The organism is Sphingorhabdus sp. (genome assembly GCF_044239045.1).
Taxonomy (GTDB): Bacteria; Pseudomonadota; Alphaproteobacteria; order Sphingomonadales; family Sphingomonadaceae; genus Sphingorhabdus_B.
In genome coordinates this window covers 1-24,911 of sequence record NZ_JBIICD010000023.1, presented here as the reverse complement: position 1 = coordinate 24,911, position 24,911 = coordinate 1, and the positions used below count along the sequence as shown (strand labels likewise).

Annotated in this window: 26 protein-coding genes and 1 tRNA gene; 11 read left to right on the top strand and 16 right to left on the bottom strand. The window is 57.3% G+C overall.

Annotated features, from left to right (window positions below):
- Window positions 1-666: 666 nt before the first annotated feature.
- Entirely contained in the window at window positions 667-2,043 is a 1,377-nt protein-coding gene (locus ACILP4_RS08990; RefSeq protein ID WP_395620386.1) for a pyridoxal phosphate-dependent decarboxylase family protein, read from the top strand.
- A gap of 100 nt (window positions 2,044-2,143) precedes the next feature.
- Entirely contained in the window at window positions 2,144-2,635 is a 492-nt protein-coding gene (locus ACILP4_RS08985) for a c-type cytochrome (RefSeq protein ID WP_395620385.1), read from the top strand.
- Window positions 2,636-2,668: 33 nt separating this feature from the next.
- Here ACILP4_RS08985 and ACILP4_RS08980 read toward each other — a convergent pair whose 3' ends face one another.
- The 3 genes from ACILP4_RS08980 to xseA form a co-directional block, all read right to left on the bottom strand.
- Window positions 2,669-3,433, bottom strand: a complete 765-nt coding sequence (locus ACILP4_RS08980) for a M23 family metallopeptidase (protein WP_395620384.1) — start codon at window positions 3,431-3,433, stop codon at window positions 2,669-2,671.
- A gap of 106 nt (window positions 3,434-3,539) precedes the next feature.
- Window positions 3,540-3,743 (bottom strand): DUF2093 domain-containing protein, encoded by a 204-nt coding sequence (locus tag ACILP4_RS08975; protein ID WP_395620387.1) that lies wholly within the window; start codon window positions 3,741-3,743, stop codon window positions 3,540-3,542.
- Between the two features lie 44 nt (window positions 3,744-3,787).
- Window positions 3,788-5,197, bottom strand: coding sequence for an exodeoxyribonuclease VII large subunit (xseA, locus tag ACILP4_RS08970; protein WP_395620383.1), 1,410 nt, complete (start codon window positions 5,195-5,197; stop codon window positions 3,788-3,790).
- Here xseA and purD point away from each other — a divergent pair.
- A complete protein-coding gene (gene purD, locus ACILP4_RS08965) occupies window positions 5,196-6,476 on the top strand; it encodes a phosphoribosylamine--glycine ligase (protein WP_395620382.1) in 1,281 nt (426 codons plus the stop codon). The two genes, xseA and purD, sit on opposite strands and share 2 nt — an antisense overlap.
- 94 nt (window positions 6,477-6,570) lie before the next feature.
- Window positions 6,571-7,335: a hypothetical protein gene (locus ACILP4_RS08960; RefSeq protein ID WP_395620381.1), complete on the top strand. Its 765-nt coding sequence runs from the start codon at window positions 6,571-6,573 to the stop codon at window positions 7,333-7,335.
- A gap of 6 nt (window positions 7,336-7,341) precedes the next feature.
- On the opposite strand, the gene ACILP4_RS08955 is transcribed toward ACILP4_RS08960, so the two are convergent.
- Genes ACILP4_RS08955 through ACILP4_RS08940 form a run of 4 tightly spaced genes read right to left on the bottom strand, consistent with a single transcriptional unit; the run spans window position 7,342 to window position 9,282 of the window.
- The gene (locus ACILP4_RS08955; RefSeq protein WP_395620380.1) at window positions 7,342-7,524 is read right to left on the bottom strand and encodes a DUF1272 domain-containing protein; all 183 of its coding nucleotides are present in this window, start codon (window positions 7,522-7,524) and stop codon (window positions 7,342-7,344) included.
- A 10-nt stretch (window positions 7,525-7,534) separates the two neighbouring features.
- Window positions 7,535-8,269: a M48 family metallopeptidase gene (locus tag ACILP4_RS08950; protein WP_395620379.1), complete on the bottom strand. Its 735-nt coding sequence runs from the start codon at window positions 8,267-8,269 to the stop codon at window positions 7,535-7,537.
- Complete coding sequence (locus ACILP4_RS08945; protein WP_395620378.1) at window positions 8,226-8,660, bottom strand: YcgN family cysteine cluster protein; 435 nt, start codon at window positions 8,658-8,660, stop codon at window positions 8,226-8,228. Before ACILP4_RS08945 ends, ACILP4_RS08950 begins: the two co-directional genes overlap by 44 nt.
- A gap of 1 nt (window position 8,661) precedes the next feature.
- A complete protein-coding gene (locus tag ACILP4_RS08940) occupies window positions 8,662-9,282 on the bottom strand; it encodes an SCO family protein (protein ID WP_395620377.1) in 621 nt (206 codons plus the stop codon).
- A gap of 50 nt (window positions 9,283-9,332) precedes the next feature.
- Between ACILP4_RS08940 and ACILP4_RS08935 the strand changes: the two genes are divergently transcribed.
- Window positions 9,333-9,992, top strand: a complete 660-nt coding sequence (locus ACILP4_RS08935; protein WP_395620376.1) for an ankyrin repeat domain-containing protein — start codon at window positions 9,333-9,335, stop codon at window positions 9,990-9,992.
- 27 nt (window positions 9,993-10,019) lie between these two features.
- On the opposite strand, the gene msrB is transcribed toward ACILP4_RS08935, so the two are convergent.
- Together msrB and ACILP4_RS08925 are read right to left on the bottom strand one after the other, a co-directional pair.
- Window positions 10,020-10,502 (bottom strand): peptide-methionine (R)-S-oxide reductase MsrB, encoded by a 483-nt coding sequence (gene msrB / locus ACILP4_RS08930; protein WP_395620375.1) that lies wholly within the window; start codon window positions 10,500-10,502, stop codon window positions 10,020-10,022.
- Window positions 10,503-10,562: 60 nt separating this feature from the next.
- Window positions 10,563-11,843 carry a cytochrome P450 gene (locus tag ACILP4_RS08925; RefSeq protein ID WP_395620374.1) on the bottom strand — a complete coding sequence of 427 codons (1,281 nt, stop codon included), beginning with the start codon at window positions 11,841-11,843 and terminating at the stop codon, window positions 10,563-10,565.
- A gap of 289 nt (window positions 11,844-12,132) precedes the next feature.
- Between ACILP4_RS08925 and queG the strand changes: the two genes are divergently transcribed.
- Window positions 12,133-13,260 (top strand): tRNA epoxyqueuosine(34) reductase QueG, encoded by a 1,128-nt coding sequence (queG, locus tag ACILP4_RS08920; RefSeq protein WP_395620373.1) that lies wholly within the window; start codon window positions 12,133-12,135, stop codon window positions 13,258-13,260.
- On the opposite strand, the gene ACILP4_RS08915 is transcribed toward queG, so the two are convergent.
- Window positions 13,257-13,649, bottom strand: a complete 393-nt coding sequence (locus ACILP4_RS08915; protein ID WP_395620372.1) for a hypothetical protein — start codon at window positions 13,647-13,649, stop codon at window positions 13,257-13,259. The two genes, queG and ACILP4_RS08915, sit on opposite strands and share 4 nt — an antisense overlap.
- On the bottom strand, window positions 13,646-14,308 hold the full coding sequence (locus ACILP4_RS08910; RefSeq protein WP_395620371.1) for an EI24 domain-containing protein: 663 nt from the start codon (window positions 14,306-14,308) through the stop codon (window positions 13,646-13,648). Before ACILP4_RS08910 ends, ACILP4_RS08915 begins: the two co-directional genes overlap by 4 nt.
- A gap of 72 nt (window positions 14,309-14,380) precedes the next feature.
- Between ACILP4_RS08910 and ACILP4_RS08905 the strand changes: the two genes are divergently transcribed.
- On the top strand, window positions 14,381-15,376 hold the full coding sequence (locus tag ACILP4_RS08905; RefSeq protein WP_395620370.1) for an adenosine kinase: 996 nt from the start codon (window positions 14,381-14,383) through the stop codon (window positions 15,374-15,376).
- On the opposite strand, the gene ACILP4_RS08900 is transcribed toward ACILP4_RS08905, so the two are convergent.
- The 3 genes from ACILP4_RS08900 to tsaD are packed head-to-tail and all read right to left on the bottom strand — an operon-like array spanning window position 15,373 to window position 18,937.
- The gene (locus ACILP4_RS08900; protein WP_395620369.1) at window positions 15,373-16,869 is read right to left on the bottom strand and encodes a lipopolysaccharide biosynthesis protein; all 1,497 of its coding nucleotides are present in this window, start codon (window positions 16,867-16,869) and stop codon (window positions 15,373-15,375) included. The two genes, ACILP4_RS08905 and ACILP4_RS08900, sit on opposite strands and share 4 nt — an antisense overlap.
- 41 nt (window positions 16,870-16,910) lie before the next feature.
- Window positions 16,911-17,906, bottom strand: a complete 996-nt coding sequence (locus ACILP4_RS08895; protein ID WP_395620368.1) for an NAD(P)H-dependent glycerol-3-phosphate dehydrogenase — start codon at window positions 17,904-17,906, stop codon at window positions 16,911-16,913.
- Window positions 17,903-18,937, bottom strand: coding sequence for a tRNA (adenosine(37)-N6)-threonylcarbamoyltransferase complex transferase subunit TsaD (gene tsaD, locus ACILP4_RS08890; RefSeq protein ID WP_395620367.1), 1,035 nt, complete (start codon window positions 18,935-18,937; stop codon window positions 17,903-17,905). The genes ACILP4_RS08895 and tsaD overlap by 4 nt, the downstream gene beginning before the upstream one ends.
- Window positions 18,938-18,979: 42 nt before the next feature.
- On the opposite strand from tsaD, the gene hemC reads away from it, so the two are divergent.
- The 3 genes from hemC to ACILP4_RS08875 are packed head-to-tail and all read left to right on the top strand — an operon-like array spanning window position 18,980 to window position 21,482.
- Window positions 18,980-19,915, top strand: coding sequence for a hydroxymethylbilane synthase (gene hemC / locus ACILP4_RS08885; protein WP_395620366.1), 936 nt, complete (start codon window positions 18,980-18,982; stop codon window positions 19,913-19,915).
- Entirely contained in the window at window positions 19,912-20,637 is a 726-nt protein-coding gene (locus ACILP4_RS08880; protein ID WP_395620365.1) for a uroporphyrinogen-III synthase, read from the top strand. The genes hemC and ACILP4_RS08880 overlap by 4 nt, the downstream gene beginning before the upstream one ends.
- Window positions 20,634-21,482 carry a hypothetical protein gene (locus tag ACILP4_RS08875; RefSeq protein WP_395620364.1) on the top strand — a complete coding sequence of 283 codons (849 nt, stop codon included), beginning with the start codon at window positions 20,634-20,636 and terminating at the stop codon, window positions 21,480-21,482. The genes ACILP4_RS08880 and ACILP4_RS08875 overlap by 4 nt, the downstream gene beginning before the upstream one ends.
- A 65-nt stretch (window positions 21,483-21,547) precedes the next feature.
- On the opposite strand, the gene ACILP4_RS08870 is transcribed toward ACILP4_RS08875, so the two are convergent.
- Complete coding sequence (locus ACILP4_RS08870) at window positions 21,548-22,468, bottom strand: peptidylprolyl isomerase (protein ID WP_395620363.1); 921 nt, start codon at window positions 22,466-22,468, stop codon at window positions 21,548-21,550.
- A 79-nt stretch (window positions 22,469-22,547) separates the two neighbouring features.
- Between ACILP4_RS08870 and ACILP4_RS08865 the strand changes: the two genes are divergently transcribed.
- A tRNA-Ser gene (locus tag ACILP4_RS08865) sits at window positions 22,548-22,637 on the top strand.
- Window position 22,638: 1 nt separating this feature from the next.
- Here ACILP4_RS08865 and ACILP4_RS08860 read toward each other — a convergent pair.
- Window positions 22,639-24,651 (bottom strand): TonB-dependent receptor plug domain-containing protein, encoded by a 2,013-nt coding sequence (locus ACILP4_RS08860; RefSeq protein WP_395620362.1) that lies wholly within the window; start codon window positions 24,649-24,651, stop codon window positions 22,639-22,641.
- Between the last annotated feature and the right edge of the window lie 260 nt (window positions 24,652-24,911).

Genomic DNA, 24,911 nt, shown 5'->3' with positions numbered 1-24,911 from the left:
CTCTCCAACGATACCCTTATTGCTCGTGCGAGCGGGATTTTCAAAATGATCGCTAGCGGCAAAACATGAGTAACGGGGTTTGACGTTTCGTCCCATGAAAGCCTGCAGCCAGTTCTGTAACCAATTTTTGTCATAGCATGACACGGTGATGGGCGTATGCTTATAGAGGCGGTCTGAAAATCTTGGATGACCGATATTGGGCGCAAAGCCGTCGGACCGCTCGCGGCCAAATTGCAGCCGTTGCCGACTTGTAGGTTGTTAAGTTGACCGTTCGGGAGTGGCGGGCAGGGCAATTATGCTATCGCCTTGATTACATGGGTATTTGCCAGCTCTCTGTTATCGGCAAATACCTTCGCTGTTATCAACGCAGCACTTCCCTGTTATTTTTTTAGGGAATTCGGTCGAAAAGCGCAGGCATACTGAGGATTCCATGAGACAAAACTCTCTTAATCGACCTCGAAAAATGATATTTTCCCTGCTAATTCCCTAATAACAGGGAATCTCAGGCAGAGACCATTGTCTGTTGGCTGCGCACACCTCCAACTATCATGCGCCGATATTGCTCCATCTGGCCTCTGGCCTGAAAGCCCAAACACTTTATCCGCGTTCCAAATCGTCACTGACATCAACATAGACAGGTTTTGACAAAGCTTTTACCGTCACACGATGGACACTCTCGATATCGCTTTTGCCGAAGCCCGCCGTTATCTTAATTCACTCGACACACGACCTGTCGCCTCGCGCGGCACAGCGGACGAAATCCGTTTGCCTTTGCCTGCGCAATTTCCTGAGCGCGGAATGCCGGCGAATGATGTGGTGCGCGCCATTGCTGCCGCTGCTGAACCGGGTCTGACGGGCAATGCGGGTGGGCGCTTTTTTGCATGGGTGAAAGGCGGCGCGCTTCCTTCCGCACTGGCAGCGGATATCATGTGTTCGGCATGGGACCAGAATGCGGTCCTCGCCTCCACCAGCCCCGCTGGCGCGGTTCTCGAGGAGGTTGCCGGCCGTTTCCTGCTAGACGCTTTGCGGCTACCGGCGGATGCCAGTTACGCGTTTGTCACCGGTTGTCAGATGGCGCACACCACGGCGCTGGCTGCTGCGCGTCATGCGGTTCTGGAGCAAAAGGGGTGGGACGTTGAGGCAAAGGGGCTTCAAGGCGCGCCGGTGATCCGCGTGCTCGCAAATGCCCATCACCATTCTTCGGTGACCAGAGCATTGCGCCTTTTGGGATTGGGTAGCGATTGCATCGTGCCTTTGGGCGGTGGCGGACCCGGCTGTGTGGCACCAGAAACTCTGCGCGCCGCACTTGCCGAAGCGCCCGATGCACCGACGATTGTCATTCTCAACGCGGGTGATCTCAACATTGGCGCGTGCGACGATTTTGCGACATTATGCCCGATTGCACATGCGGCTGGCGCATGGGTGCATGTCGACGGCGCTTTTGGACTTTGGGCGAATGCCAGCCCACGCCTGTCCGCTTTGGTTTCCGGGGTGGAACTGGCCGACAGTTGGGCCACTGACGGGCATAAATGGCTGAACACGCCTTATGACTGTGGCATGGCGATCACGCGCCACGCCAGCGCGCATAGTGCGGCAATGCGGATGACTGCTGCCTATCTGACCAGTGGCGGGTCGGTGCGCGACCCCATGGACTTTACGCCCGAATGGTCACGCCGCGCGCGGGCCATTCCCGCATTAGCGGCTTTGATGGAACTCGGCCGTGACGGCCTTGCTGCGATGATTGAGCGGTGCTGCGATCATGCGGCGGCCATTTATGATGGTATCGCAGAGCTTGAAGGGGCCACAGGCATCGCGCGTCCGACAATGAATCAGGGCTTGATACGATTCGATTCGAAAGATGGCGCAAATATTAGCGACGCCGTCATCGCGTCGATCAATGCCAGCGGCGAAGCCTTTTTAAGCGGCGGCAGTTGGAACGGCGCACGGGTGATGCGGATCAGCGTTTGCGGATGGAATACCAATGCGGACGATGTCGCGCGTACCGTAGCAGCTGCACGCCATGCGCTATTGGGCATGCGATAAAAGCGCCTTTTCATGGCTATTGTTGTGGGCTAAACTTTCCACTGAGTAGAGTATGTAAGGCATTGGCTGTGGGGCCAATAAAGACGCGACAGGAGAATTTATGGTCAACACAAAAGCAATAGCTGGCCTGCTGGCTTTATCGGCAATGCTTGCCGCATGCTCGGCTGGTTCGGAAGGTGAAACCGATACATCCGCACAGGCAGAGGCGACGGCCACGACCGCACCTGCCGGCCCCCTTGCTGCAACCGACATGAGCACTGTGGATGGCACCACATTGGCGAACTTCACCGGCAATGCCGCCAACGGCAAGCAGGTGTTTGCGCAATGCCGCACCTGCCATGTTACCGACGCTGGCGTGAACAAAATTGGCCCATCCTTGAATAACATTATCGGACGCACGGCCGGAACGGTGCCGGGCTATACTTATTCTGCGGCAAATGCGGGCGCCGGCTTTGTTTGGACCAAAGAAAAATTGTTCCAGTTTCTGGAAAAGCCTCAGCGCGTCATACCGCAGACAAAGATGATTTATGGGGGTCTGCCCAATGCGCAAAAGCGTGCAGACCTGATCGCGTATCTCGAAACGCCAAACTGATATTGCGGCGTCCGCGACGTTAAAATGCGGTTGTCATTCGGATGGCAATAACAGCTTCGGATCAATCCGGGCGCTGTTCCATTTCATGCCCCAGTGTAGATGCGGCCCCGTTGCTCTGCCCGTGGCACCGACGCGGCCAATCACCTGGCCTTGCCGCACATGGTCACCTGCTTTGACCAGCAATTCGGACGCATGCAGAAACGCACTGTTTAGGCCCATGCCGTGGTCAATCATCAACAAATGGCCCTCCAAAGTGAAGGCATCATTGGCGGCAAGGGTGACGACGCCATCGGCTGGCGCGACGAAATCCTGCCCCCGGGGGGCGGCAATGTCCATGCCGTTATGATAGCTGCCGGGCGTGCCGTTATAGATGCGTTGCGCGCCAAATAGCCCTGATATACGGCCCGATAATGGACGTATGAATGTTTGCCGCCAGCCTGCACTATCGCTGCGCACGGCGCGTGCGGCTGCAATTTGCGCCAGCTCTGCGCTGCGCCGTGCCTGAAACTCGGCGGAGCTTTTCGCGCCGCCCGTGATGTCCGCGGCAACATTTTCGATACGCCAATTACCCGGGGCGACGGCGATATTGCGTTCGATCTTGCTACCATCGGCCAGCATAGCGACCAAGCGCGCTTGTTCAGCTGCATCCCGATCAAAACCGATGAGGAAGTATCCGTCCTGACTAAGCTCTAACGCCGCGTCGTTAAAGAATAGGCTACGTGCTCCCTTGGGTGCGCGGCCGATGACCAAGCCGCCTTGAACAGCTGTGCCCGACATCCAAAATTCGGCTGGGCTCATATGCGACGGGACCTGCGGCTGGGCAGAAACTGGCGCCGCGAAACAGGCCAGACTCAGGAAAGCCGTGATGATGGCGCGCAAAGCCCGGCTGGTGCGCAGCAATGGTTCAGCCTTTGGCCAATGCCGCGCGGGTGGATGCCTCTGCGCTCACATAAGGCTCCTGCTTGACCACGCTCCAGTAGCGCAGCTCTTCCAATGCTATGGCTTGGCCAGTCACCGCACACACGACATGGTCGCCTGCGGTGAGAACACGAAAGTTATTGGCCAGATAATGCAGGCGGGCGACTTTGTTTTTCGAAGACATCAGCATGGGGACATTATGGCGCATTGACGCGCAATGGGCAATGCGTCGCTTCAGCCGTCAAACAGATTGCCTTGATTAACCGTCGGCGGCGTTGCTTTTGGCGTTGAGGGTCGTGGCGGCGCAGAGCCATTAACGACACCACCAACTTCGCCATCAACGAAGCGCAATGTCACATCGCCCGCTTTCACTGCCGCAGCCCGCGACATAATCGTTTTGCCGTCCGCATCCGTCACACGGGCAAAGCCGCGCTTCAGCGGGGCCTCGGGGTGCAGGCTGCCCACAAGGCGGGTAAGCGCATCTAGCTGTTGCTGCTTTTGTTCAACGCGGCGATGTAATAGGCGCGGGTGCAGCATCATCGCGGGTCCGGAATAAGCGATCTCCGCCTTGCCGACGCGCGTACGCAGCGACTGGCGCAGGCGTTCGGCCAGATCATCAGTGCGCTGCTGATGCGGCGCGGCAAGCTCGGACAGACGCGGCATAAGTCGGCGCTGCGCCTCAAGTCGTTCCGCCGCCAGGTCCACATGCTTGCGGACGATGTTGGCCATGCGCAGGCCCAATTGCCCGACGCGCTGCAACAAGTCGCTGCGCACGGGCACCGCGATTTCGGCGGCAGCGGTTGGCGTTGGCGCACGCAGATCCGCGGCGAAGTCGCACAAGGTGGTATCGGTTTCATGCCCAACGGCCGAGATAATCGGTATCGTGCAATCGGCGACCGCGCGGACCACGGCTTCATCGTTAAAGGCCCATAGATCTTCAATCGACCCGCCGCCGCGCGCGACGATGACAAGGTCGGGGCGGGTGGCCGGTCCATCCTGCGGCATCGCAGAAAATCCGTTTACCGCGCGCGCAATTTGTGCCGCCGAACCTTCGCCTTGCACCAACACGGGCCAGACGATGACATGCGTCGGAAAGCGGTCGGCCAAGCGGTGCAAAATGTCGCGGATGACTGCACCCGTCGGCGATGTGACCACACCGATGGTGCGGGGGAGCGCGGGCAGTTTCTTCTTACGTTCGGGCGCAAACAGACCTTCTGATGCCAGGCGCGCTTTCAGCTTTTCAAACAATAGCATCATCGCGCCTTCGCCTGCTACTTCAAGGCTTTCGACGACGATTTGATAATTGGAACGCCCCGCATAGGTTGTGAGCTTGCCTGTGGCGACGACTTCAAGCCCGTCCTCCGGTGCGAAGGGTAGGCGCGCTGCGCCACCTTTCCACATCACCGCATCAAGCCGTGCGTTATCATCTTTCAGGCTGAAATAGATATGCCCCGACGCCGCGCGTTTGAAACCTGAAATCTCCCCGCGCACGCGGACATGACCGAAACGGTCCTCAACGGTGCGCTTCAGGGCAAGCGACAGTTCCGATACGCTCATCGCCTGGGCATTGTCGCCGGGCCGCTCCTCGGCTAACAGGCGAGCGACTTGCGGGTCGGCAGTTTCAAAGGGGTCATTTGCGGACATGAATATCTTGCTCATCGGTTCGGGCGGTCGCGAACATGCGCTGGCGTGGAAGCTCGCGCAATCGCCAAATTGCGATACACTCTTTGCGGCGCCGGGCAATCCCGGTATCGCCCAAGACGCGGAACTGGTCGATCTGAACATCGCCGATCACGCGGCGGTCATCGCCTTTTGCGCGGGTCATAATATCGGACTGGTTGTAGTCGGACCCGAGGCACCGTTGGTCAGCGGTTTGGGCGACAGCTTGCGCGACGCCGGCATTCCCGTCTTTGGCCCTAATCAAAAAGCCGCGCAGTTGGAAGGGTCGAAAGGCTTTACCAAGGATATGTGCGCGGCGGCCGGCATCCCGACAGCTGGCTATGCCCGATATGACAGCAAGGCCTCGGCGATGGCGGGCCTCGACGCGTTCGATGCGCCTTTTGTGATCAAGGCGGACGGCTTGGCCGCGGGCAAAGGCGTCATCATTGCCGAAACACGGGCCGAGGCTGTGGCCGCAATCGACGATATGTTCGGCGGTGGTTTCGGGGATGCGGGCGCATCTGTCGTGATCGAAGAATTTATGACCGGCGAAGAAGCGAGCTTCTTTGCATTGACCGATGGCTATGATGTTGTCGCCTTTGGTTCCGCGCAGGATCATAAGCGCGTTGGCGATGGCGACACAGGCCCCAATACCGGCGGGATGGGCGCTTATTCGCCTGCCTTTGTGTTGACCAATGACTTACAAGCGCAGGTTATGGATCGCATCATTCGGCCAACCGTCGCCTATATGGCGGCGCACGATATGCCCTATTCGGGCGTCTTGTTTGCAGGGCTAATGCTCACCGACGAGGGGCCAAAGCTGATTGAATATAACGCCCGTTTCGGTGACCCTGAATGCCAGGTGTTGATGACCCGTTTTCAGGGCGATCTGGCCGCATTGATGTTGGCGGTTGCGACCGGAAAGCTCGCGCAAGCTGAAACTCCGACATTTTCGCACCAAGCAGCATTAACAATTGTCATGGCGGCAAATGGCTATCCAGCTTTGCCAGAAAAAGGCGGTGTCATCGACCTTGCTGATGTGACAGACGCGAAGATATTCCATGCGGGCACGTCTGAAGTTGGCGGACAATTGGTCGCCAGCGGTGGGCGCGTGCTCAACGTGACCGCAAGCGGCGATACAGTCACGCAAGCGCAAGCCCTTGCTTATGCCGCAGTGGACAGCATCGATTTTCCGGGCGGTTTCTGCCGCAGAGACATTGGCTGGCGCGAAGTGGCGCGCGAGGGGACGTCCGGCACCGACTAGCCTGCAACTTTCATAGGGCGGATTAATTGTTTCACGCTTGTATGTTTTCGCGTAATTGAACATCATATTCATTGGGATTTCGGGGAGAAATACATTGTCCAACAACTTAATCATCATCATCGGTGCAGTCCTGATCGTTGCTATACTGCTTTGGTGGCTGCTTCCGCTCGGCGGCGCGAAGAAGGAAACAGACAGCGCGCCAAAAGATATTGCGCGCTCACCCGCCGCTGTTGCGGCACCGCCAGTCGCGGCTGTTGTAAAGGCCGCGGCACCAGTGTCTAAGACGGCCAAGGTTAAGGCTAAGGCTAAGGCTAAGCCTAAGGCTCCGGCGAAGGTCGCTGCAACCAAAAAAGCAACTGCGCCCAAAACTGCAGCGCCAAAAGCGGCGGCCAAGCCTGTCGCGGCAAAAGCAAAAGCTGAAAAAGCGCCAAAGGCTAAAGTAGAAAAAACAAAAGTCGAAAAAGCAGCAAAAGCGAAGCCAGAAAAAGCAGAGAAGGTAGAGAAAGCCAAAGCGGAGAAAGCGCCAAAGGCCAAAGCCGAAAAAGCAAAAGCGCCAGCTGCGCCCAAGGCCAAGGCGGCAAAGCCTGCTCCAACCGCATCCATTCCAGACAATCTTGAGCTGATCAAGGGCTTGGGCCCCAAGGTTAACACTCTGCTCAAGGGGCTTGGCGTAACCAGCTTTGCGCAGGTCGCCAGCTGGACTGCTGCTGACGTGTCGGACATTGATTCGAAGCTAGGTGCCTTTGCTGGCCGGATCACACGGGATAACTGGATCGACCAAGCCAAATTGCTTGCGGCAGGCAACATAGCAGGTTTTGAGAAAAAATATGGCGCGCTGGGAGGCGGTACCAAGGGCTGAAGCAGCCTATTTCTTAACGCGTTTCGGCCTTGGTTGGAGATTACCCCCGCAATTGGGGCAATGACCATTCAGCGGACCAGACACGCACGGTTCGCAAAAGGTGCATTCATAGCTGCAGATCATGGCGTCCTTGCTGTCCACCGGCAGGGGCGCTTTGCAGCGTTCGCAGGTGTCACGCATTTCCAGCATTGGTTTTTCTCTATCTGCCGACGCGCTGCAACCCGGTCCCATGCATTTTGAGCCATTGGTCGGCCGCCTTGCGGTTTCCTTCGTACAGCGTGTCGAGCCACGCATAAAAATCGGCGCTATGGTTCATATGGCGGATATGCGCGACCTCGTGCGCGATGACCGAGCGGCGCACATAGACGGGGGCCATGATCAAACGCCAGCTAAGCGAAATAGTGCCATGGCTTGAGCAACTGCCCCACCGGCTTCGTGGATCGCCAAGCGACAGGCGTGGAACTGGCGAATTTGCTTTGGCGCAATAAAAGGCGATTTCCTGGGTAAAAATGGCGCGCGCTTCGGCTTTCAACCAGCGCAGGATGCGCGCTTCGACAGATGCTGCCGGGCCACCAAGGCGCAATCTGCCTTCACCACAAAGGACACTGCGTGGCCATTCCTCGCACCATTCGATGACATAGCCCTCGCCTTCAAAAGCAATTTCGCGGCCCGGGGCGATAGGGGCGGCCTCAGCGACACTATTCAGTCGCGTCGCAATCCACTCCCGCTTTTTGTCGACAAAATCGAGTGCGATATTGGTGGGGGTATAATGCGGCATCGTGATGCGGATTTCGCGTTTGATGGCATCGGCGCGCATGGAAATACGCTTTGCGCGGATGTTCCGGTGGATACGCACGGGTAGGCGTTCGCCTTCGATCACCACAATGGGATCAGAGCGGCTGTTCGACAATATGGTTTTCAAGCGGTCCAGCATGCAATTCCGATATAGCCCTATTTTTCACGGACATGCCAGCATCATGTATCGTTTGGCGATCTCCACTGACCAAATAATGCCATTCTGGCAAAGGTTTATCTGCCGCACGGAGCACATATGCGCATGTGGACGGCAGCCAGACATAATCTTCGATTTTGTTCGGGGTGAGCCGGAGACATTCTGGGACGATGGCCCTGCGACCGCGATAATCGGAACATTGACAGCTTTGCAGGTCCAGCAATTTGCAGGCGACATTGGTCGGATAGATGCGGCCTGTATCTTCGTCCTCCACCTTGTTGAGGCAACATTTGCCGCATCCGTCGCACAAGGCTTCCCACTGCGCCCGATCGAGGCTTGCGAGCGGCGCCTCCCAAAAGGGAACTTTGGTCACATCAACGGACCCATTTGGCCAGTTCAGCCTCTACCAAATCAGGTGCACCTTCATTGGCGTCGGTGTTAGGCACATCGGCTGGCATGATCGCCAATGGCTCACCCTTTGGTCCCATCAAATAAGGCGTCTGACTGTGGCTTATCAGATAATTTTCCGGCGAGCTGCCTTCGACCCGACTGGAATAAATCGCGAATGTCTTGGCAGCGTCGGCGATTTCTGAATCGGTGCCAGTCAGACCAATAGCGCGCGGATGAAAGGCGCTGACAAATTCTTTGAGCACCGCACTCGTATCGCGCGCTGGATCAACGGTAATGAAAATCGGTTGAACCTTGGCCGCCAAATCAGGGTTTTTGGTTTCAAAAGATTTTAGACCCGCCATGAGGTTCTGCATATCGGGCGTGCAGATGTCAGGGCAATAGGTGTAGCCAAAATAGACGATGCGATATTTGCCGTCGAATTCCTTAAAGCTACGCTTTTTACCATCTTGATCCGTCAGCAGAAAATCACCGCCAATTGTCGCCCCCGCCAGCGGCGCTTCGCTGAGCGGCACTTGCGCGGGGCCAGAGTCGCATGCGGATAGGATCAGAAGGGCGGATAAGGCAAAAAGGGATGTTTTGTTCATAGCGAGGCAAGAGATGGTCTGCTAAAGCGCAGTTATCAAGGGTATTAGATATGAAAATGGGGCACATTCTGTTGAAAAAGACATTTTTTTGCGTTGCAGTGGCTGGTCTCCTCTTGCCGGTAACCAGCGGTGTCGTCGCGCCTGCTGCCATGGCACAGTTTTCGGACAGCTATAATTTCCTCAAAGCGGTGAAAGACCGCAAGGGTGAAGATGCCGAAAAGTTTTTGTCAGAACCCGGCTCGGTCATCATCAATACGCGCGATATTACCTCTGGTGAAACCGCTTTACATATTGTGATCCAGCGCCGCGATTCGACGTGGCTTGGCTATTTGCTGCAAAAAGGTGCCAATCCAAACTTGGCTGACAAAAAAGGTACGACCCCTTTAATGCTCGCCACCCAACTGGGCTATGTGGAGGGTATCGAAGCGCTTACCCGCAGAAAAGCGCAGGTCGACCAAAGCAATCGAGCGGGTGAAACGGCGCTTATTCTGGCCGTCCAACTCCGCAATACTGAAGCTGTGCGCGCCTTATTAAAGGCGGGGGCCAACCCGGATAAAACCGACAGCCGCGCCGGATATTCAGCCCGCGAATATGCCAAGCAAGACGGCCGTGCATCGGAAATTGCCGCGATTATCGAAAGTCATGGCAAAGCGGATAGCGCAAAAAAGCCAGCTGAACTCGACTTTTCGGGCATTGAGGGGCCGAAGTAACTAGCCTCGCGATTCTGTCCGACAGGATCAGCCGGGCACGAACTTCATGGCGGCGCCGTTCATGCAATAACGTTTGCCGGTGGGCTTAGGCCCATCATTAAAGGCATGCCCAAGATGCCCGCCACATTGCGCGCAGTGCACTTCTGTCCGGGGCAAACCGATTTTATAGTCGGTTTTCGTGCCAACGCCGCCCGCCAAAAATGTGTAAAAGCTCGGCCAGCCAGTGCCGCTTTCAAATTTTGTGGCTGAGGAAAACAGCCGCGTGTTACAGCCAGCACAAACATACACACCTTTGCGCTTTTCGCTGTTCAGCGCGCTGCTATAGGGCCGCTCGGTGTCCTCTTGGCGCAATATGCGATAGGCCGCCGGCGACAGACGTTTTTTCCACTCGGCATCGCTATAGGTGACGGCAAAGCGCGGCTTGGCCGTCGCATCCCGGCCACAGCCCAAGACGAACACAGCCGCGCCTGCACTACAGAAGGACAGGAATTGGCGCTTGCTCAGTTGCATGACATGCTCCTTCAAAAGCCCTGGCAGCACATAGGCTGCGATGGCCCCAAAAGTTTCATATCAATAACGGGACAGCTCCACATCCATCTTGCGATAGCCATGGACAAAGCAACCGGCGACACGCTCTGGTTCTGCAACCACGTTCGGCCGCAGGCGGCGCACTGCCATTTCTTCCAGCAGGATACGGATTTGCAGCTCGGCAAGTCGCGCACCCACGCAGCGATGGATGCCATAACCGAACGCTAGATGCCGGCGTGCGTTTTCGCGGTCAACAATCAGCTTATCCGGATTTTCGAACACAGTCTCATCGCGATTGGCTGACAGATACCACATGCCAATTTTATCGCCCGCCTTGATCGGCGCACCGAACAGGTCATGGTCCTGCGTTGCAGTCCGCCGCATATGCGCTAACGGCGTCTGCCAGCGGATGATTTCGCTGACCGCGTTGGTAATGAAGGCAGGGTTCTTTTCCAGCTTCTCGCGTTCATCCTGGAAGCTATGCAGGCCATAAACATAGCCAGACATGGAATTGCGCGTCGTGTCGTTTCCGCCGACGATCAGCAAGATAAGGTTACCCATATATTCCAACGGGTCCATGTCCTTCATCGGCGAATGGATCATCCGGCTGATCAGGTCAGGGGCTTCACCTTTGTTTTTGCGCTCGTTCCAGAGATTCTGGAAATAGGCACCCATTTCGAACATTTTGGCGAGCCGCGCTTTGCGGGTTTCTTCAGAACGGAACAATTCAACGTCACCTGCCCAATCCGACCATTCGGTCAGCTTGCGGCGGTCTTCCCAAGGGAAATCGAACAGCAAGGCAAGCATTTGCGTCGTCAGCTCGATTGAGACCAGATCAACCCAGTCAAATGTTTGGCCAATGGGTAAAGAATCGAGCAACTCCGCGGTGCGGCTGCGGATGTCGCCGGACATGCGGTCCATTTCACCTGGCGTAAATGCCGGCGCGATGACGCGACGTTCCTCGGTATGTTTAGGCCGGTCCATCGCAATGAACATAGGCATGACGACTCTTTCCTCTTCGGGAATGGGTTCGGCGAGCGCGTTGTCGTCGATCAGCGTGATGCCGCCATGTTCGAAGGAAGATGAGTAAATATCTGGCAATGCCTCAACATGCTGAATCGCTTTCAGCGTGGTGACATTCCAATAGCTACCGAAATCGGAGCCTTCGATTTTGTTAATCGGGGCTTTTTCGCGCATTTCCTTAAATACTGGATGCCAACGATCCTCAAGGTAAATATCCGCTTTGGTTACATCCCAGCGGTGCGGTGCCTGATTCACTTCATAGGGTAGCGAATCGCTCTCAAATATCGGGGCAGTGGCCATTTTTTCGAATCCTCTCTCACGCCAGAAACTGCCACTACTTACAAAAATGTCAATCCAGTTTCGAACTGCAACCCAATCGGTGCTGCGCGCGCTTTAACGACGAATCTTGATGGACAGCTTGCGTGCCCACTTGGTTTCAAGGCACCAGAAACGCTGCCTGAGTGGAATTTTTAGGTTCACTCAATCGACCGCATAAAGGCCGTGGAATTGCTTTACGCGTCCCTTTGCCTCTATTGCATATATTCTGATGTGCCCCGGAGTGTACGAGGGCGTTGAATAAGGTCGGCGCGTGACGAGAGACAAGTCAAATTTAGTTGATGCTCTGCAAGACCGGGCAAAGGAGGAAGGCTTTGTCGCATTTGGCATCGCGCCTGGCCGCCTTGCGCCGCTGGCCAGCGAACGCCTCCAACAATGGCTGAGGGACGGCCTACATGGCGACATGCTCTGGATGGAAAGCCGCGCCGATGAACGCGCGAATCCGGATGTTTTGTGGCCTGAAGTCAAATCGGTCATCATGTTGGGAATGAGCTACGCCCCGCCACAGGACCCCATGGTTCTTGCCGATCAAGACACGCGCGCACGCATTTCGGTCTATGCCCAAGGGCGCGATTATCATGATGTTGTAAAGGGCGCGCTCAAACGGCTGGCGGGATGGCTGGCGTATGAAGCAGATGTCGGCGTTAAGGTTTTCGTGGATACCGCGCCCGTGATGGAGAAAGCCTTGGCGCAATCCGCAGGGCTTGGATGGCAGGGCAAGCACAGCAATGTTGTCAGCCGGGAACATGGCAGTTGGCTGTTTCTGGGCGCGATCTATACCACCTCCGTGCTAGAGCCCGCTTTGCCTGCCGAAGACAGTTGTGGATCATGCAGCGCGTGCCAAGATATTTGCCCGACCAATGCCTTTCCCGCGCCCTATCGCCTCGATGCCCGTCGCTGCATCTCTTATCTGACGATCGAGCATAAGGGGCCGATTGATCCCGAGCTTCGGCCCTTAATGGGCAATCATATCTATGGCTGCGATGACTGTCTTGCTGTGTGTCCGTGGAACAAATTTGCCGAAACGGCGGCGGCGCATAAGGCATTTTTGCCGCGTGCAGAATTGGTTGCGCCGCAGATTGCCGATTTGTTGACATTGGATGATGCCGCGTTTCGTAAGCTGTTTTCCGGATCGCCGATCAAACGGATCGGACGGGATCGTTTTGTACGCAATGTCTTGATCGCGGCTGGCAATGGCCGTGATGTGGGACTTGTTTCGCAGATTGAAAATTTGCTTATTGATCCCGAACCAGTGGTGCGCGGTGCGGCGATTTGGGCGTTGGGGCGGCTGTCGCCTGAAGCGTTAGCGCGGCGGCGCATGGAATATGCGCCTTCAGAGCAAGATCCGTCGGTCCGTGCCGAGTGGGATGCCTCGACTTAGCGGTTTAATAGCCCCTCAATGCAAGCCGCCCGGTCTACGGCGGTTCCGTCGCTTCGGCGTGCATCGACATAGGTGGCCACTTCGCGCCCACCCTTGCGTTCGGGGTAGAGAAACACATCAAGGATGCAGGGCTTGCCGACGAACTGCAGCTTGCGACCATATACTTCGATAACGTCGAGCCGTGGTTCGCCGAATACGCGTTTTAAGGCATTGGCGTCTTTACCGATCACCCCTTCAAGCCCCCGCGTTACAATAACCGTACGGGTTGGAAGAGGCGCCGCCTTACGCTCAACGGGTGCGGGCTGACGTACTGGCGCACGCGCTTCCGGCGCAGAAACGCAGCCTGCCAGCAACAGCGCGGTTGCGGTGAGGGGAAGTACATGCTTCATAATTTCGAATTTCCTGAATGGACCAAATGAACCGCCGTGGCTGTGGCCAAAATGGGCACCAGAAAGTTGACCAGCGGTACCAGCATTCCGACAGTTCCGATTAGTCCCAGCATCAAACGGGGCAATTTATTCATCGCGCCCTTCGCGCCATGACGGGCGATGAGCATATCTTCCAAGTCGCGCCCCAAAAGCAATGCGTTGATCAGAAGGAACGCGATCGCGGTGCCGACGCCGGTGAACAGCAGAAGCAGGTACAGTGGCAAAGCGAGGAGGTTATAGCCCAGCACGCGCACTATCGACCGCACTGCCATTTGCAGGCCTGCACCAAGGCTTGGCCGCTTGCCCAATGCAGCTTGCCGCGGATAATGTCGATCCTCGACGGCATCAATGATGTCATCGGCAAAAACCCATGTCATCGCAACGGCTACAACGCGAAACAGCAAAATGCTGAATAAAATGATCATGGCACCCGAGAGCAGCCCCGACCAAAAGCCGTCATCATTTACATTGAGCCATCCGAAAACCCTTTGCAGGGCGAACCAGAGGCCAATACCCAGAATGACGATGCTAACAATGGTGAGAAAAATTATCTTAACCAAGACAGCAGCGACACGCCTGTCGGACAGACTTTGGAACGAAAGCATCAGCGCCTGGATCATGTCGCCTCTCTAAAGCGCTTGCTGGAAATGTCCAATCCAACTAGGGCGCGCGTGGCTTAACTAGGAACCTTTATGACCGATACCCGCTTCGACGTCCTCGCCATTGGCAATGCCATTGTTGATATCATCGCCGATACCAATGATGCTTTCATCGCAAGCGAAGGCCTCAATAAGGGCAGCATGCAGCTTATCGACGAGGAACGTGCGCAGGCGCTTTACGGGCATATGGGGCCTGCCCGTGAAATCAGCGGTGGTTCGGCGGCAAACACCTTGGCTGGCCTTGCGCGGCTTGGGCACAAGACCGCATTTATCGGGCAAGTTGCAACCGATCAGCTGGGTGAAGTTTTCGCGCATGACATTCGCGCCGGCGGCATTCATTTCGACGTTCCCGCCCGCGACGGTGCGCCATCAACCGCGCGTTGCTACATTTTGGTCACACCTGATGCGCAGCGCACGATGAACACCTTTTTGGGTGCCTCCCAATATCTGCCTGCATCGGTAATTGACAAATCACTGATCGAAAGCGCGGCGATTTTGTATCTAGAAGGCTATTTGTGGGACCCCGAAGAACCACGCGCCGCCATGCGGACTGCCATTGATGTCGCGCGCGCCGCCGGCCGTAAGGTTGCCTTGACCTTGTCAGATGCATTTGTGATTTCGCGGCACGGCCCTGACTTCCTTGCCGAAATGGACGCTGGCCGGATTGATATTTTATTCTCCAACGAAGTTGAAATTTGCGCGCTGAATAACAGCGACGATTTCGAAGCTTCGGTTGCGGCTATCGCCGCCAAGGTTCCATTGCTCGTCTGCACGCGCGGCGAACATGGCGCGATTGCCGTCGAAAATGGAGTACGGACCGAAGTCAGCGCCGAACCGGTGGCGCAATTGGTCGACACCACAGGCGCAGGCGACCTGTTTGCGTCTGGTGTATTTGCTGGACTAGCGCAGGGGCGCCCTATGACGGAATGCCTGACCATGGGCGCGGTGTGTGCAGCAGAAATCATCTCGCATTATGGCGCGCGGCCAGAAGCGGACATTGCTGATTTGGTTGCTAAGCGCTTACGTTAATCCCGTGTCTTGCGGAAAAGGACTCGGTCCGCTGGGCTAAAGCCCCAGCGCCAGATGATCCAACCATAAAGACCGAGAATGGCGGGAATACCAATTGTAAGCTCGACCCATTCAAAGCGCGCGGGCACGCTGACGATTATGAATCCAAGCAATGCCGCAGCCCCGACGGCAACGAGCAGCGTCCAGCGCCAAACCCGAATATTCTGCCCAAGCAAATGCGACAGAAACCGGGATTTGATGAGCGACCCGATACCCAATGAGATCGTCAGGCCGCACGCCACCGCCGCCGCCTGATATAGGCCGACATGTTCAGGCTTAATGGGCAAATCGTCGACGAGGATGATGAGGCCAACACTCACTAAGGCTTGTACAATGAGCATGCCGAGCGAGATCAAAAGATTTCGGTGGCGTGCCATATACACTAAGGCGGATTCGCTGACTACGGCGGTGGCGGCGGCAACTTCTGCTGCAAGCAAAAAGGCAAGCGCCATAGCGCCGCCAACAAATTGAGGACCCACCAGCCCCATTACGGCTTCGCCGGGGATACCAAGTGCCAAAGCAATTCCAACCTGCGCCGCAATGATCCAGAAGCCGACTTGGCCGACTTGCTTAGCGATTTCTGCATAGTTTTGCGTCTGCAAATTGCGGGTAATGACAGGCCCCAAAATTGGGTCGAAACTGGTTTTCAACTTTTGCGGTAAGCTCGCGACTTGTTGCGCGACATAATAAATCCCGACCACCGCTGGCGAAGCGAACAGGCCCAATATGGCAAGGTCTAGTCGCCGGCTGCCCCATTCGGCCGCATCCGCAGCAGCAAGCGGCAGGTTACGCCGCGCAATGCCAAAGGAACGCATCAGGCTCGGGCGCCAACCGCGCGGCAGGCCATAGCTGCGCCACAGGGGCCATAGCGCACAGACCAGGGCGGCCGCCAGAGAGGCGACATAAGCCAGGATCAGGCCATCGCGGGCGGAATAGAAATAAAATACACCCGCAGCGATGCTAATCGTCCAAGGTTCGACAACGGCGCGTGCGCGCACGGTGGACAGGATGTCAAATTTATACGCGAGCGCCGACAGCGCAATATCTGTCGCCACAATCGCAAAAATCGCCAATGGCAAGAAGCGATCTAGCCCGTTGATACCGCTATTTGGAAACATGAACTGCGGCAACGCGATCAGCAATGCAGCGCCCAGCGCCGAAGCGACCAACGCGGCGAGCAAGCAATCCGCGATGATATGGGCGTGTGGTTGATCTTCTTTAGACAAGAGCTCGGCGAGACCCCGACGTAGGCCAAGCGACCCAAGCTGGGCTGCAAATTCAACGATCAAAATTGCATAAGCAAAACGACCAAGAGCCTCGGGACCATAAAGCCGACCCGCGATGAACAGGAACGGGATACGCGCCGCCAGCCGCAGCATAAATCCAAAGACATTGGTGCGGCCGCCTTTGGCGAGCGCTTGGATGTCTTCTTCCTCGGTTCTAGCTGTGGTCAAATGCGGTCCTTTGTGCGTCAACTAGCGGATTCAGGCCGCAGTTACCAGCTTTCGGACTTAAGGGGGCGGGCCAATAAGTCGGTTACGACGGCTTCCACCGTGGTCGCGCCAGAAAGTAACGCGCAAACGGCTGAAACGATGGGCATTTCGACGGACAGGGCGGTCGCTGACTTCAAAAGCACGGGCGCTGTAAAGGCGCCCTCGGCAATGGTCCTGCGGTCGGCGAGCAGACTTTCCGCTGTTTGTCCTTGCCCAAGGCCTTGGCCCAAGGAAAAGTTTCGCGAGTTTTCCGAACTGCAGGTCAGCACCAAATCGCCGAGACCTGATAGCCCGGCAAGTGTTTCGGCCTTCGCGCCGCGTGCGAGGCCATAACGCTGCATTTCGGCAAAGCCGCGCGCGATTAAAGCGGCGCGGGCATTCAGGCCAAGACCAGCGCCATCAACAACGCCACAGGCAATAGCGAGCACATTTTTGACAGCGCCGCCAATTTCCGCGCCAACGACGTCGTCGGTCCAATAGGGACGGAAAGAAGGGGTGGCGATATTGTGCATCAGGGCCGAACCCAAAGCTGGGCTTGCGGCCGCAAGCGTTACGGCGGTTGGCTTTCCAGCCGCGACTTCATGCGCAAAGGTCGGGCCGGAGAGTACCGCCAAAGGATTGTGCGGACGCACATGCGCGGCGACGTCGGACAGCAGCATTTGCGTGTCGGCCTCAATCCCCTTGGCACACAAGATCAACGGCGCTTGTGTGTCGGGCAGTGCGGATAAAGTCGCGCGCACATGCTGCGCCGGCGTGACGATCAGCAACGCATCACAATCGGCCATGCGCATGAGATCGGCGGTAGCTTCAATTTTCGGCGACAGCGGCGTTCCGGCCAGAAACAAGCTGTTTTCATGTTGAGCGTTCACGCTGCGCACGGCGTCTTCTTCGCGGGCCCATAGCAATACATCATCGTGGATTTGCGCCATGACGGCCGCGAGCGCCGTGCCCCAGGCACCGCCGCCGATGATGCCTATGGGATATCTGCTTTCGCTCATGCTTTGACGCCTGCGCCGCGGGCGGGTGCGGCATGCGGGTCCAGCGGCCAGCGGGGGCGTGCGACAAAGTCCAGCCCGTCCGTGAAACCCATGCCAAAACGCTCTGCACCGGCCCAGGCAATCATGACGCCATTGTCGGTACACAGCCACAAAGGCGGCGCGACAAAGCGCATGCCGCGTTGCGCCGCGAGCTTTTCCAGCATCTCGCGGATTGGCACATTGGCCGCAACACCCCCAGCCACCACTAAGGCAGCTGGCGCATCTATGCGATCCAACGTGTAGCTTATGCGGTCATAGAGGCAGTCGATCACCGCCAATTGGAACGACGCGGCGATGTCCTCAATTTTATACTGGCCCGATTCATGCGCGCGCAGGACTGCACTTTTCAAGCCAGCAAAGGAGAAATGTGGTTCATCCGCGCCTTTCAACGGTCTTGGCAAGGGCACGTTGTGGGCATTGCCAATGGCGGCGGCGCGTTCGACCGCTGGCCCGCCGGGAAAGCCGAGGCCCAAGATTTTTGCGGTTTTGTCAAACGCCTCGCCCACGGCATCATCGATGGTGGTTGCCAGACGGTTATAATTGCCAACGCCGTTGACGCGCAGCAACTGACAATGGCCACCCGATACGAGCAACAGCAAATAGGGAAATTCCAGGTCCGCATCGATAAGGCGCGGCGACAAGGCGTGGCCTTCAAGATGGTTGACGGCAATCAGCGGCTTACCCGATGCCATGGCAAGCGCCTTTGCCGTGACAAGCCCAACCATAACGCCGCCAATAAGGCCAGGGCCAGCGGTTGCGGCAATGGCATCAACGTCGTTAAGGGTAAGTCCGGCATCGGCCAACGCGGTTTCCACCAAGGGCGTCATCAGTTCAGCATGCGCGCGCGCCGCGATTTCGGGCACGACGCCACCAAAGGCGCGGTGATGGTCCTCTTGCCCGGCCAAGGCATGACTGAGGATTGTCCGGTCGGACCGCACGATTGCGGCTGCGGTTTCGTCGCAGCTTGATTCAAGACCCAGGATGATTGCCATTGTGCTTTCCCATAGGTGGACGCGCCGCTATGAACAAGCCGCATGACATGTCCAATATTCACCGCCGAGCGCCCTTTGCGCATCGGAACCCGCCGTTCTCCGCTGGCTTTGGCGCAAGCCGAGATGACCATGGCGGCAATCAAGTTAGCGCATAATCTGCCTGACGACGTGGTGAAGCTTGTCCCGATGCTCGCAACAGGCGACAAAATTCAGGATCGGCCATTGGCCGATATTGGCGGGAAGGCGCTTTGGACCAAGGAGTTGGAACGTGCGCTGATCGATGATCAAATTGATATCGCCGTCCATTCGATGAAAGACGTCGAAACCTGGCGTGCCGACCTTTTTGTTATTTCAGCGATGCTGCCACGCGCCGACGTCCATGATCGGTTGATTGGGGCTGCGTCATTGGGCGATTTGAAGCAAGGCGCGCGCGTCGGCACGTCGAGCCCGCGGCGCGCGGCGCAGCTGCAACGGGTGCGGCCTGATTTTCAAATCGTGCCATTGCGGGGCAATGTCGCGACCCGGCTTGCGCATATTGACGCAGGCGAAGCCGATGCCACCTTGCTCGCCGCCGCGGGGCTTGACCGTTTGGGTATGGCCGAGGTGGGGGCTGCATTGTCGCTCGATGCCTTCTTGCCTGCCGCGTCGCAAGGCGCCGTCGGCATTGATCGATTGGCCAGCCGCGCCGATCTCATCCCCTTATTAGAGGTAATCAACGACGCCGAAACATTCATCGCCGTCAATGCCGAGCGCGCGTTTCTCGCCGCTGTCGGTGGCAATTGCCACTCGCCAGTTGCGGCTCTGGCGCGCGTTGAAGGGGCGCAGATCCGACTGCGCGCCGAAATCTTCACCGCGAACGGCGCCGAACTGCAATCTGGCGAATGCCTGTACGCCATTGGCGGCGATGGCCCGGCGCAGCTTGCGCAAGAGCTGTTGGGCAAAGCGAGTGCCGACTTGCGAAGCATTTTTGCATCATGAAGCTTTTGATTATCCGCCCGCAACCGGGGGCCGATGCGACGGCGCATCGGCTGCGCGCGGCGGGGCATGCGCCCATTCTTATGCCGTTATTTTCCATCGAAGTTCTGCCCACGCCCCACCTATCAACAGATGGTTATGACGCGATATTGCTGACCAGCGGCAATGCTGTGCGTGCGGCCGTAGAATTTCTGACACATAATCCTGCCACGCCAATTTATGCCGTGGGCAGTGCCACCGCCAGCGCACTGCACGCATTGTCAGTGCCCGTTGCTAAAACCGGGTCTGAAGGTGTTGAGGCGTTAGTGCGGATTGCAGTCGCCGACGGACATCAACGATTTTTATGGCTGGCTGGTGAAGATCATAGCCCCGTTGCGCCTATCGATGGTGTCCGTATCGACATCGAAATCGTTTACCGAAGCGCCACGGTCGGCACACCGGACAATTTTGTGCGTCATGTAACAGAAAGCGATGTCGTTATCTTGCATTCGTCGCGTGCTGCTCGGCATTTTGCGGACCTATGTGGTACAATGAACATCCCGCGCGCCGACGTCACACTCGCGACATTCTCTAGCACGATTGCCACGGCGGCAGGGGAGAATTGGGCGGCAAGGATTATAGCCGACGCGCCCAATGATGCTGCACTGTTGAAAGCTATCCAAGCACAGTTTACACCCACGCATCGCCAAGACGAACGCGGCGCGGCTATTGAAGGACTGATATGAGCGAACATTCATCGGCACCGTCCGCCATGCGTGGCGGGATGAAATTCAAGCATTTCATGCTTCTTCTTTTTGTCGCCTTTGCCGGCGGTGGGGCGGCGACATGGTGGCTAGCGGATAGCTTTGGTATTCTCGCGCCGTCAGCGCAAGAAACGGCGGACGCAGAAAAGGCAGCTTCGCCTTTGTCTTCAGGCAAACTTGCGCCCGCAACATTGCCAGCCGCTGGCACAACGGCGCAGGTCGAGGGGCAAGTGGTTCCGGTTTATGTAACGGACTCGGCGATATCGGGCGACGCCGTGCGTGGTGAAGGGCTGCTGTTGACCTTTGCCGTGCGTCGGACGCTCGATAATGGCGCATCCTTGGGATATCTGGCGGAACAGCTGCAGCTTCGCTTTGGTGCAACCCAGCCGCAGGCCGTTGCGACCATCGTGTCCGCCGCGCAGGCGCCCGTCACCCTCGATACGCTGCAGACAGAGCTTAGCAGACTAGCGCCTATTTTGGTCTCTGGTAATCGCGATAACAGCGCCTGGGAAACCGTAAAAGGGGAGTTATCGCAGCTTTTCGTGCTCCGCATGGATGACAGGCCTGCACGCTCCCCGGAACAACGCCTGATCCGCGCGCAAGCTTTTGTTGATGCAGGAAATCTATCGGCGGCCATGTCGGAGGTTGCCGCGATGCCGGGCGCGTCTGCGGCCCAGTCTTGGATGGTGCGCGCAAAACGGTATGCCGATGCCCGTAAGGCGCTTGATCGTTTGGAACAAATGGCCTTGATCCGCCCTGTGGTCATACCTGTCTCGGTGTCATCACCCGCACAGGCACCTGATGCCGAGGTTTCCGCAACGCCGTAACACGCATCCGTTCGGCACGCGTGCAGGCGATCCATTTCGGGGTTAGAAGCGGATTACCCGCCCACTCATTTCGCCTTGCGGCGAATGGGTACCGGAATATTACAAATATCCGCGCCGCCCGCGGGTATATTGAAAAACGGGTCGCGCCGATTGGCGCGGGCGTCGGCATAAGCGGCAAAGCTCTCGCTTTCCGTGTCCAGATATTCAAAGGCTAGCACGTCCTTCGCTTCATTGCCGAGCCGGACGGAGAGGATCTGCACGCGCTCCCCTTCCGTCTCGTAAAAACCAAGCGCACCGGTGCCACGCGGCAGGCTCGACAAATGCTCAATGCCTTCAATCACGCGGCCAACCAACGCGATATTGCGGTCAAGATGACGCGGGGCGTGACCGATGACAGTGTAGAGTTCAGCGCCACTGCCCGTGTCGGGTGAGAGGTTTCGGCCAACGCCAACCATGCCATAGCAATGGATTGGCCAAAGCCCTTTGCGGCCTTGTGCGAGTGGCCAGCCAACATAGAATCCATGGGCACCCGCGTAGGCGTCGGGCCTTCCGTCTGCCTGAGCAAAAATCCAATCCTTAGATGGCCAGTCAGGGGTGACATAATCACTCTCCGGAACCACTGCCAAACCTTCTGGCAAAGCCTTCTTCTCGGTCGCATCACCCCATTGCGCGACATAATTGTCCTGCACCCGGTTGATGCTTGTGTCGTCCCAATAATGCGCCGTCGCTAGCTTGCGGATATTGCTAACCCAGCCTTGGCTGAAGGGCGCTGGCATGAGCTGAATCACCACGCGGCGTGGTTTGCCTTTCGAATCGGGCGCGAGGTCCATGATCATCAGGTCCGATGATTTAATAGCCACCCACGCATTCGCTTTGGCCGCAGCGACAATTTCCGACGGCGCGGGGTGGGTTTTGTCCTCCTGCGCCAAAAGCGGGAGTGGCGCGCATAAAGCGGCGATGGCGACCAAAGGCAGATATCTTTTCATTTGATCTATTATGGCAAATCACTGTGCCTTGCGAAAGCGCAAAGGAGCGGCTAGGGGCGTGCGTCCCCAAGGGGAATGCGGAGACGTGGCCGAGTGGTCGAAGGCGCACGCCTGGAAAGTGTGTATAGGGGTGACTCTATCGTGGGTTCGAATCCCACCGTCTCCGCCAGTTATTCCATGGTAAATTTCAGCCCAATCCATAAAATGCGCGGTGTGCCAAGGTCGATGGAACTATCAACCTTGCGGGTTACCACGGCTTCGTTGAAGATATTCTCTACCCGGCCGGTCAAGGCGACCTGACGCGTTATCGGAATTTGCGCAAAGCCATCGAATGTCAGCGTGGAAGGTAAGATGTTGCTTTCCAGATCATCTTCAAACTGTGCGCCGACATATCGAGCCGTTGCAGAGAACACCGTCCGGGCATCTGGCGTCCAACGCACCGTCGCGTTGGCGGCATGACGCGGGCTTTGTGCGGGGGAAAGGTCGTTAAGTGCGGACGCGCTGCCGGACGCGCGCACTTTGCTATCGCTATATGCGTAAGAGCCCGAAAGGACGATTTTGCCCAAAACGGCTTCTCCCGACAGCTCAAGCCCCTTGGCGACGACAGCATCGACATTACCGCGCTGACGCAGATTGGGACCAATTGTGATATTGGCGATGGCATCGTTCAGCCGGTTGTAAAACAGTGTCGCACCAAAGGAGATGCCATTGGTTGGACGAAGATCAAGGCCCGCCTCAACGCCGCGCAGTTTTTCAACATTTAATGCTGCATTGGCGCGGGTGGCGACAGGGAACACGGTGAAGGGCCGGTAAAGTTCGTTAAGCGTCGGCAATCGGAACCCCGTATACGCCGCCGCGCGCAAGGCAAAGGCATCGCGTGGTGCATAGAGCGCGCCGACCCGCGCACTTGTCTCCCAATTTGCCCGGTCGGCAAAATTGTCGTCGCGGATAACAGCGCCATTGGCGCTGCGCTCGGCAAAAAAGCCGTTGCGGATCGTCCAGCGGTCGGCACGCAGGCCACCGGTCAGCGTCAACGCGCCGAGGTTCCAGTCATTTTCCGCGAACACACCAAAGGTCTTGCTATGCCCGCCGGCGTTGCGGCGTGCGGTCACAAGCCCCGTGACTTGGCTATACGCATCTTCAAACAATTCGCCTTCGGCCAAGCGGACATCTGCACCAATGCGCAACGGGTGGGCGTCACCTACAGGCGGACGGACCTCGATTTTACCGCCAAGCCCCGTCGAGGGCGTATTGCGTTGGTCGAGCGTCTTGCGCAAGGACGTCGCGCTGATCACGATGTTGGTAAAATTGCGTGCTTGCACATAAGCCAAGGCGTCGATTTGCCAGCGCCCTTGCGACACGATGCGTATGCTGGCGTCTTGTCCTTCGGAGCTGCTGTCCGCGCCTGCAAAGCGGAGCGTCCGATTATCTTGGAAGAGCAATCCGCGAAATTGCATCTCCACGCCGTCCGCCAATGGCGTCACCGCGCGCAGGCCAGAGGACCAGCTATCATACGCGGCGCGCACGTCGCTTGGCTGGCGCGAAGCGGCGGGAGCGGTGAAGAAGCCGTCGCCGCGGTCCCAGCGACCCGAAAGGCTGATAAAGCCAGCGCCGAGATCGGTCGTGAGGCCCGCCGACAATTCGCGCGCATTGTCGCTGCCGTAAAAGGCCGAAAGCGATGCGTCGGGTAAGTCGGTGCGGGTAGCACTATTCAGTTCAATCGTGCCCGCCACTGCGCCTGCGCCAAATGCGCCATTGCCGCCACCACGCGTCACGCGGATGGAGGACAGGCGTTCAGGCGTTATCGCGCTAAACGGGATATAGCCGAAAAACGGGTCAGCCTGCGGTACGCTGTCCAGCAATAAGAGTGTCCGGCTGGACGCATTACCCCCCAACGCGCGCAGCGTCGCACCTTGGGCCGATGGGTTGGCCGAACGGCTGTCTGAACGCCGGAACTGCTGAAAGCCCGCGACATCGGCAAGGATGTTTTCGATGCGTCCCGATGCTTCGCTGGTCAGGCGCGCGCGATCGATTTCAACCGAGCCATAAGCAGGATCACTTTTGGTCTGATCAAGGCCCTTGCCGGTAACGACAATGACCGGTTCGGCGGCGTCTTGCGCATAAGCGGCAGGTGCGCCGATGGCGATGGCCACAAAGGATGCACGGACCAAAAGGCTAATCATAGGTGCTCCTGAAAAACATAAGAGAGAAATGGGGCGTGCGGCTTTACGCATATATACACCCTTGCCGATTTTTGAATGCTAACTACGCGATGGTTGCAATAATCTATTGATACGCGCATGGCACGCGGACGGAATCAGGAGAAGATATATGCGTCAAATCGATCATTTCATCAGCGGTGGTGCAGGTGCCAAAGCATCGCGTTTTGCTGATATCATGGACCCGAATAATGGCGGCGTGCAAGCGCAGGTGGCCTTGGGTG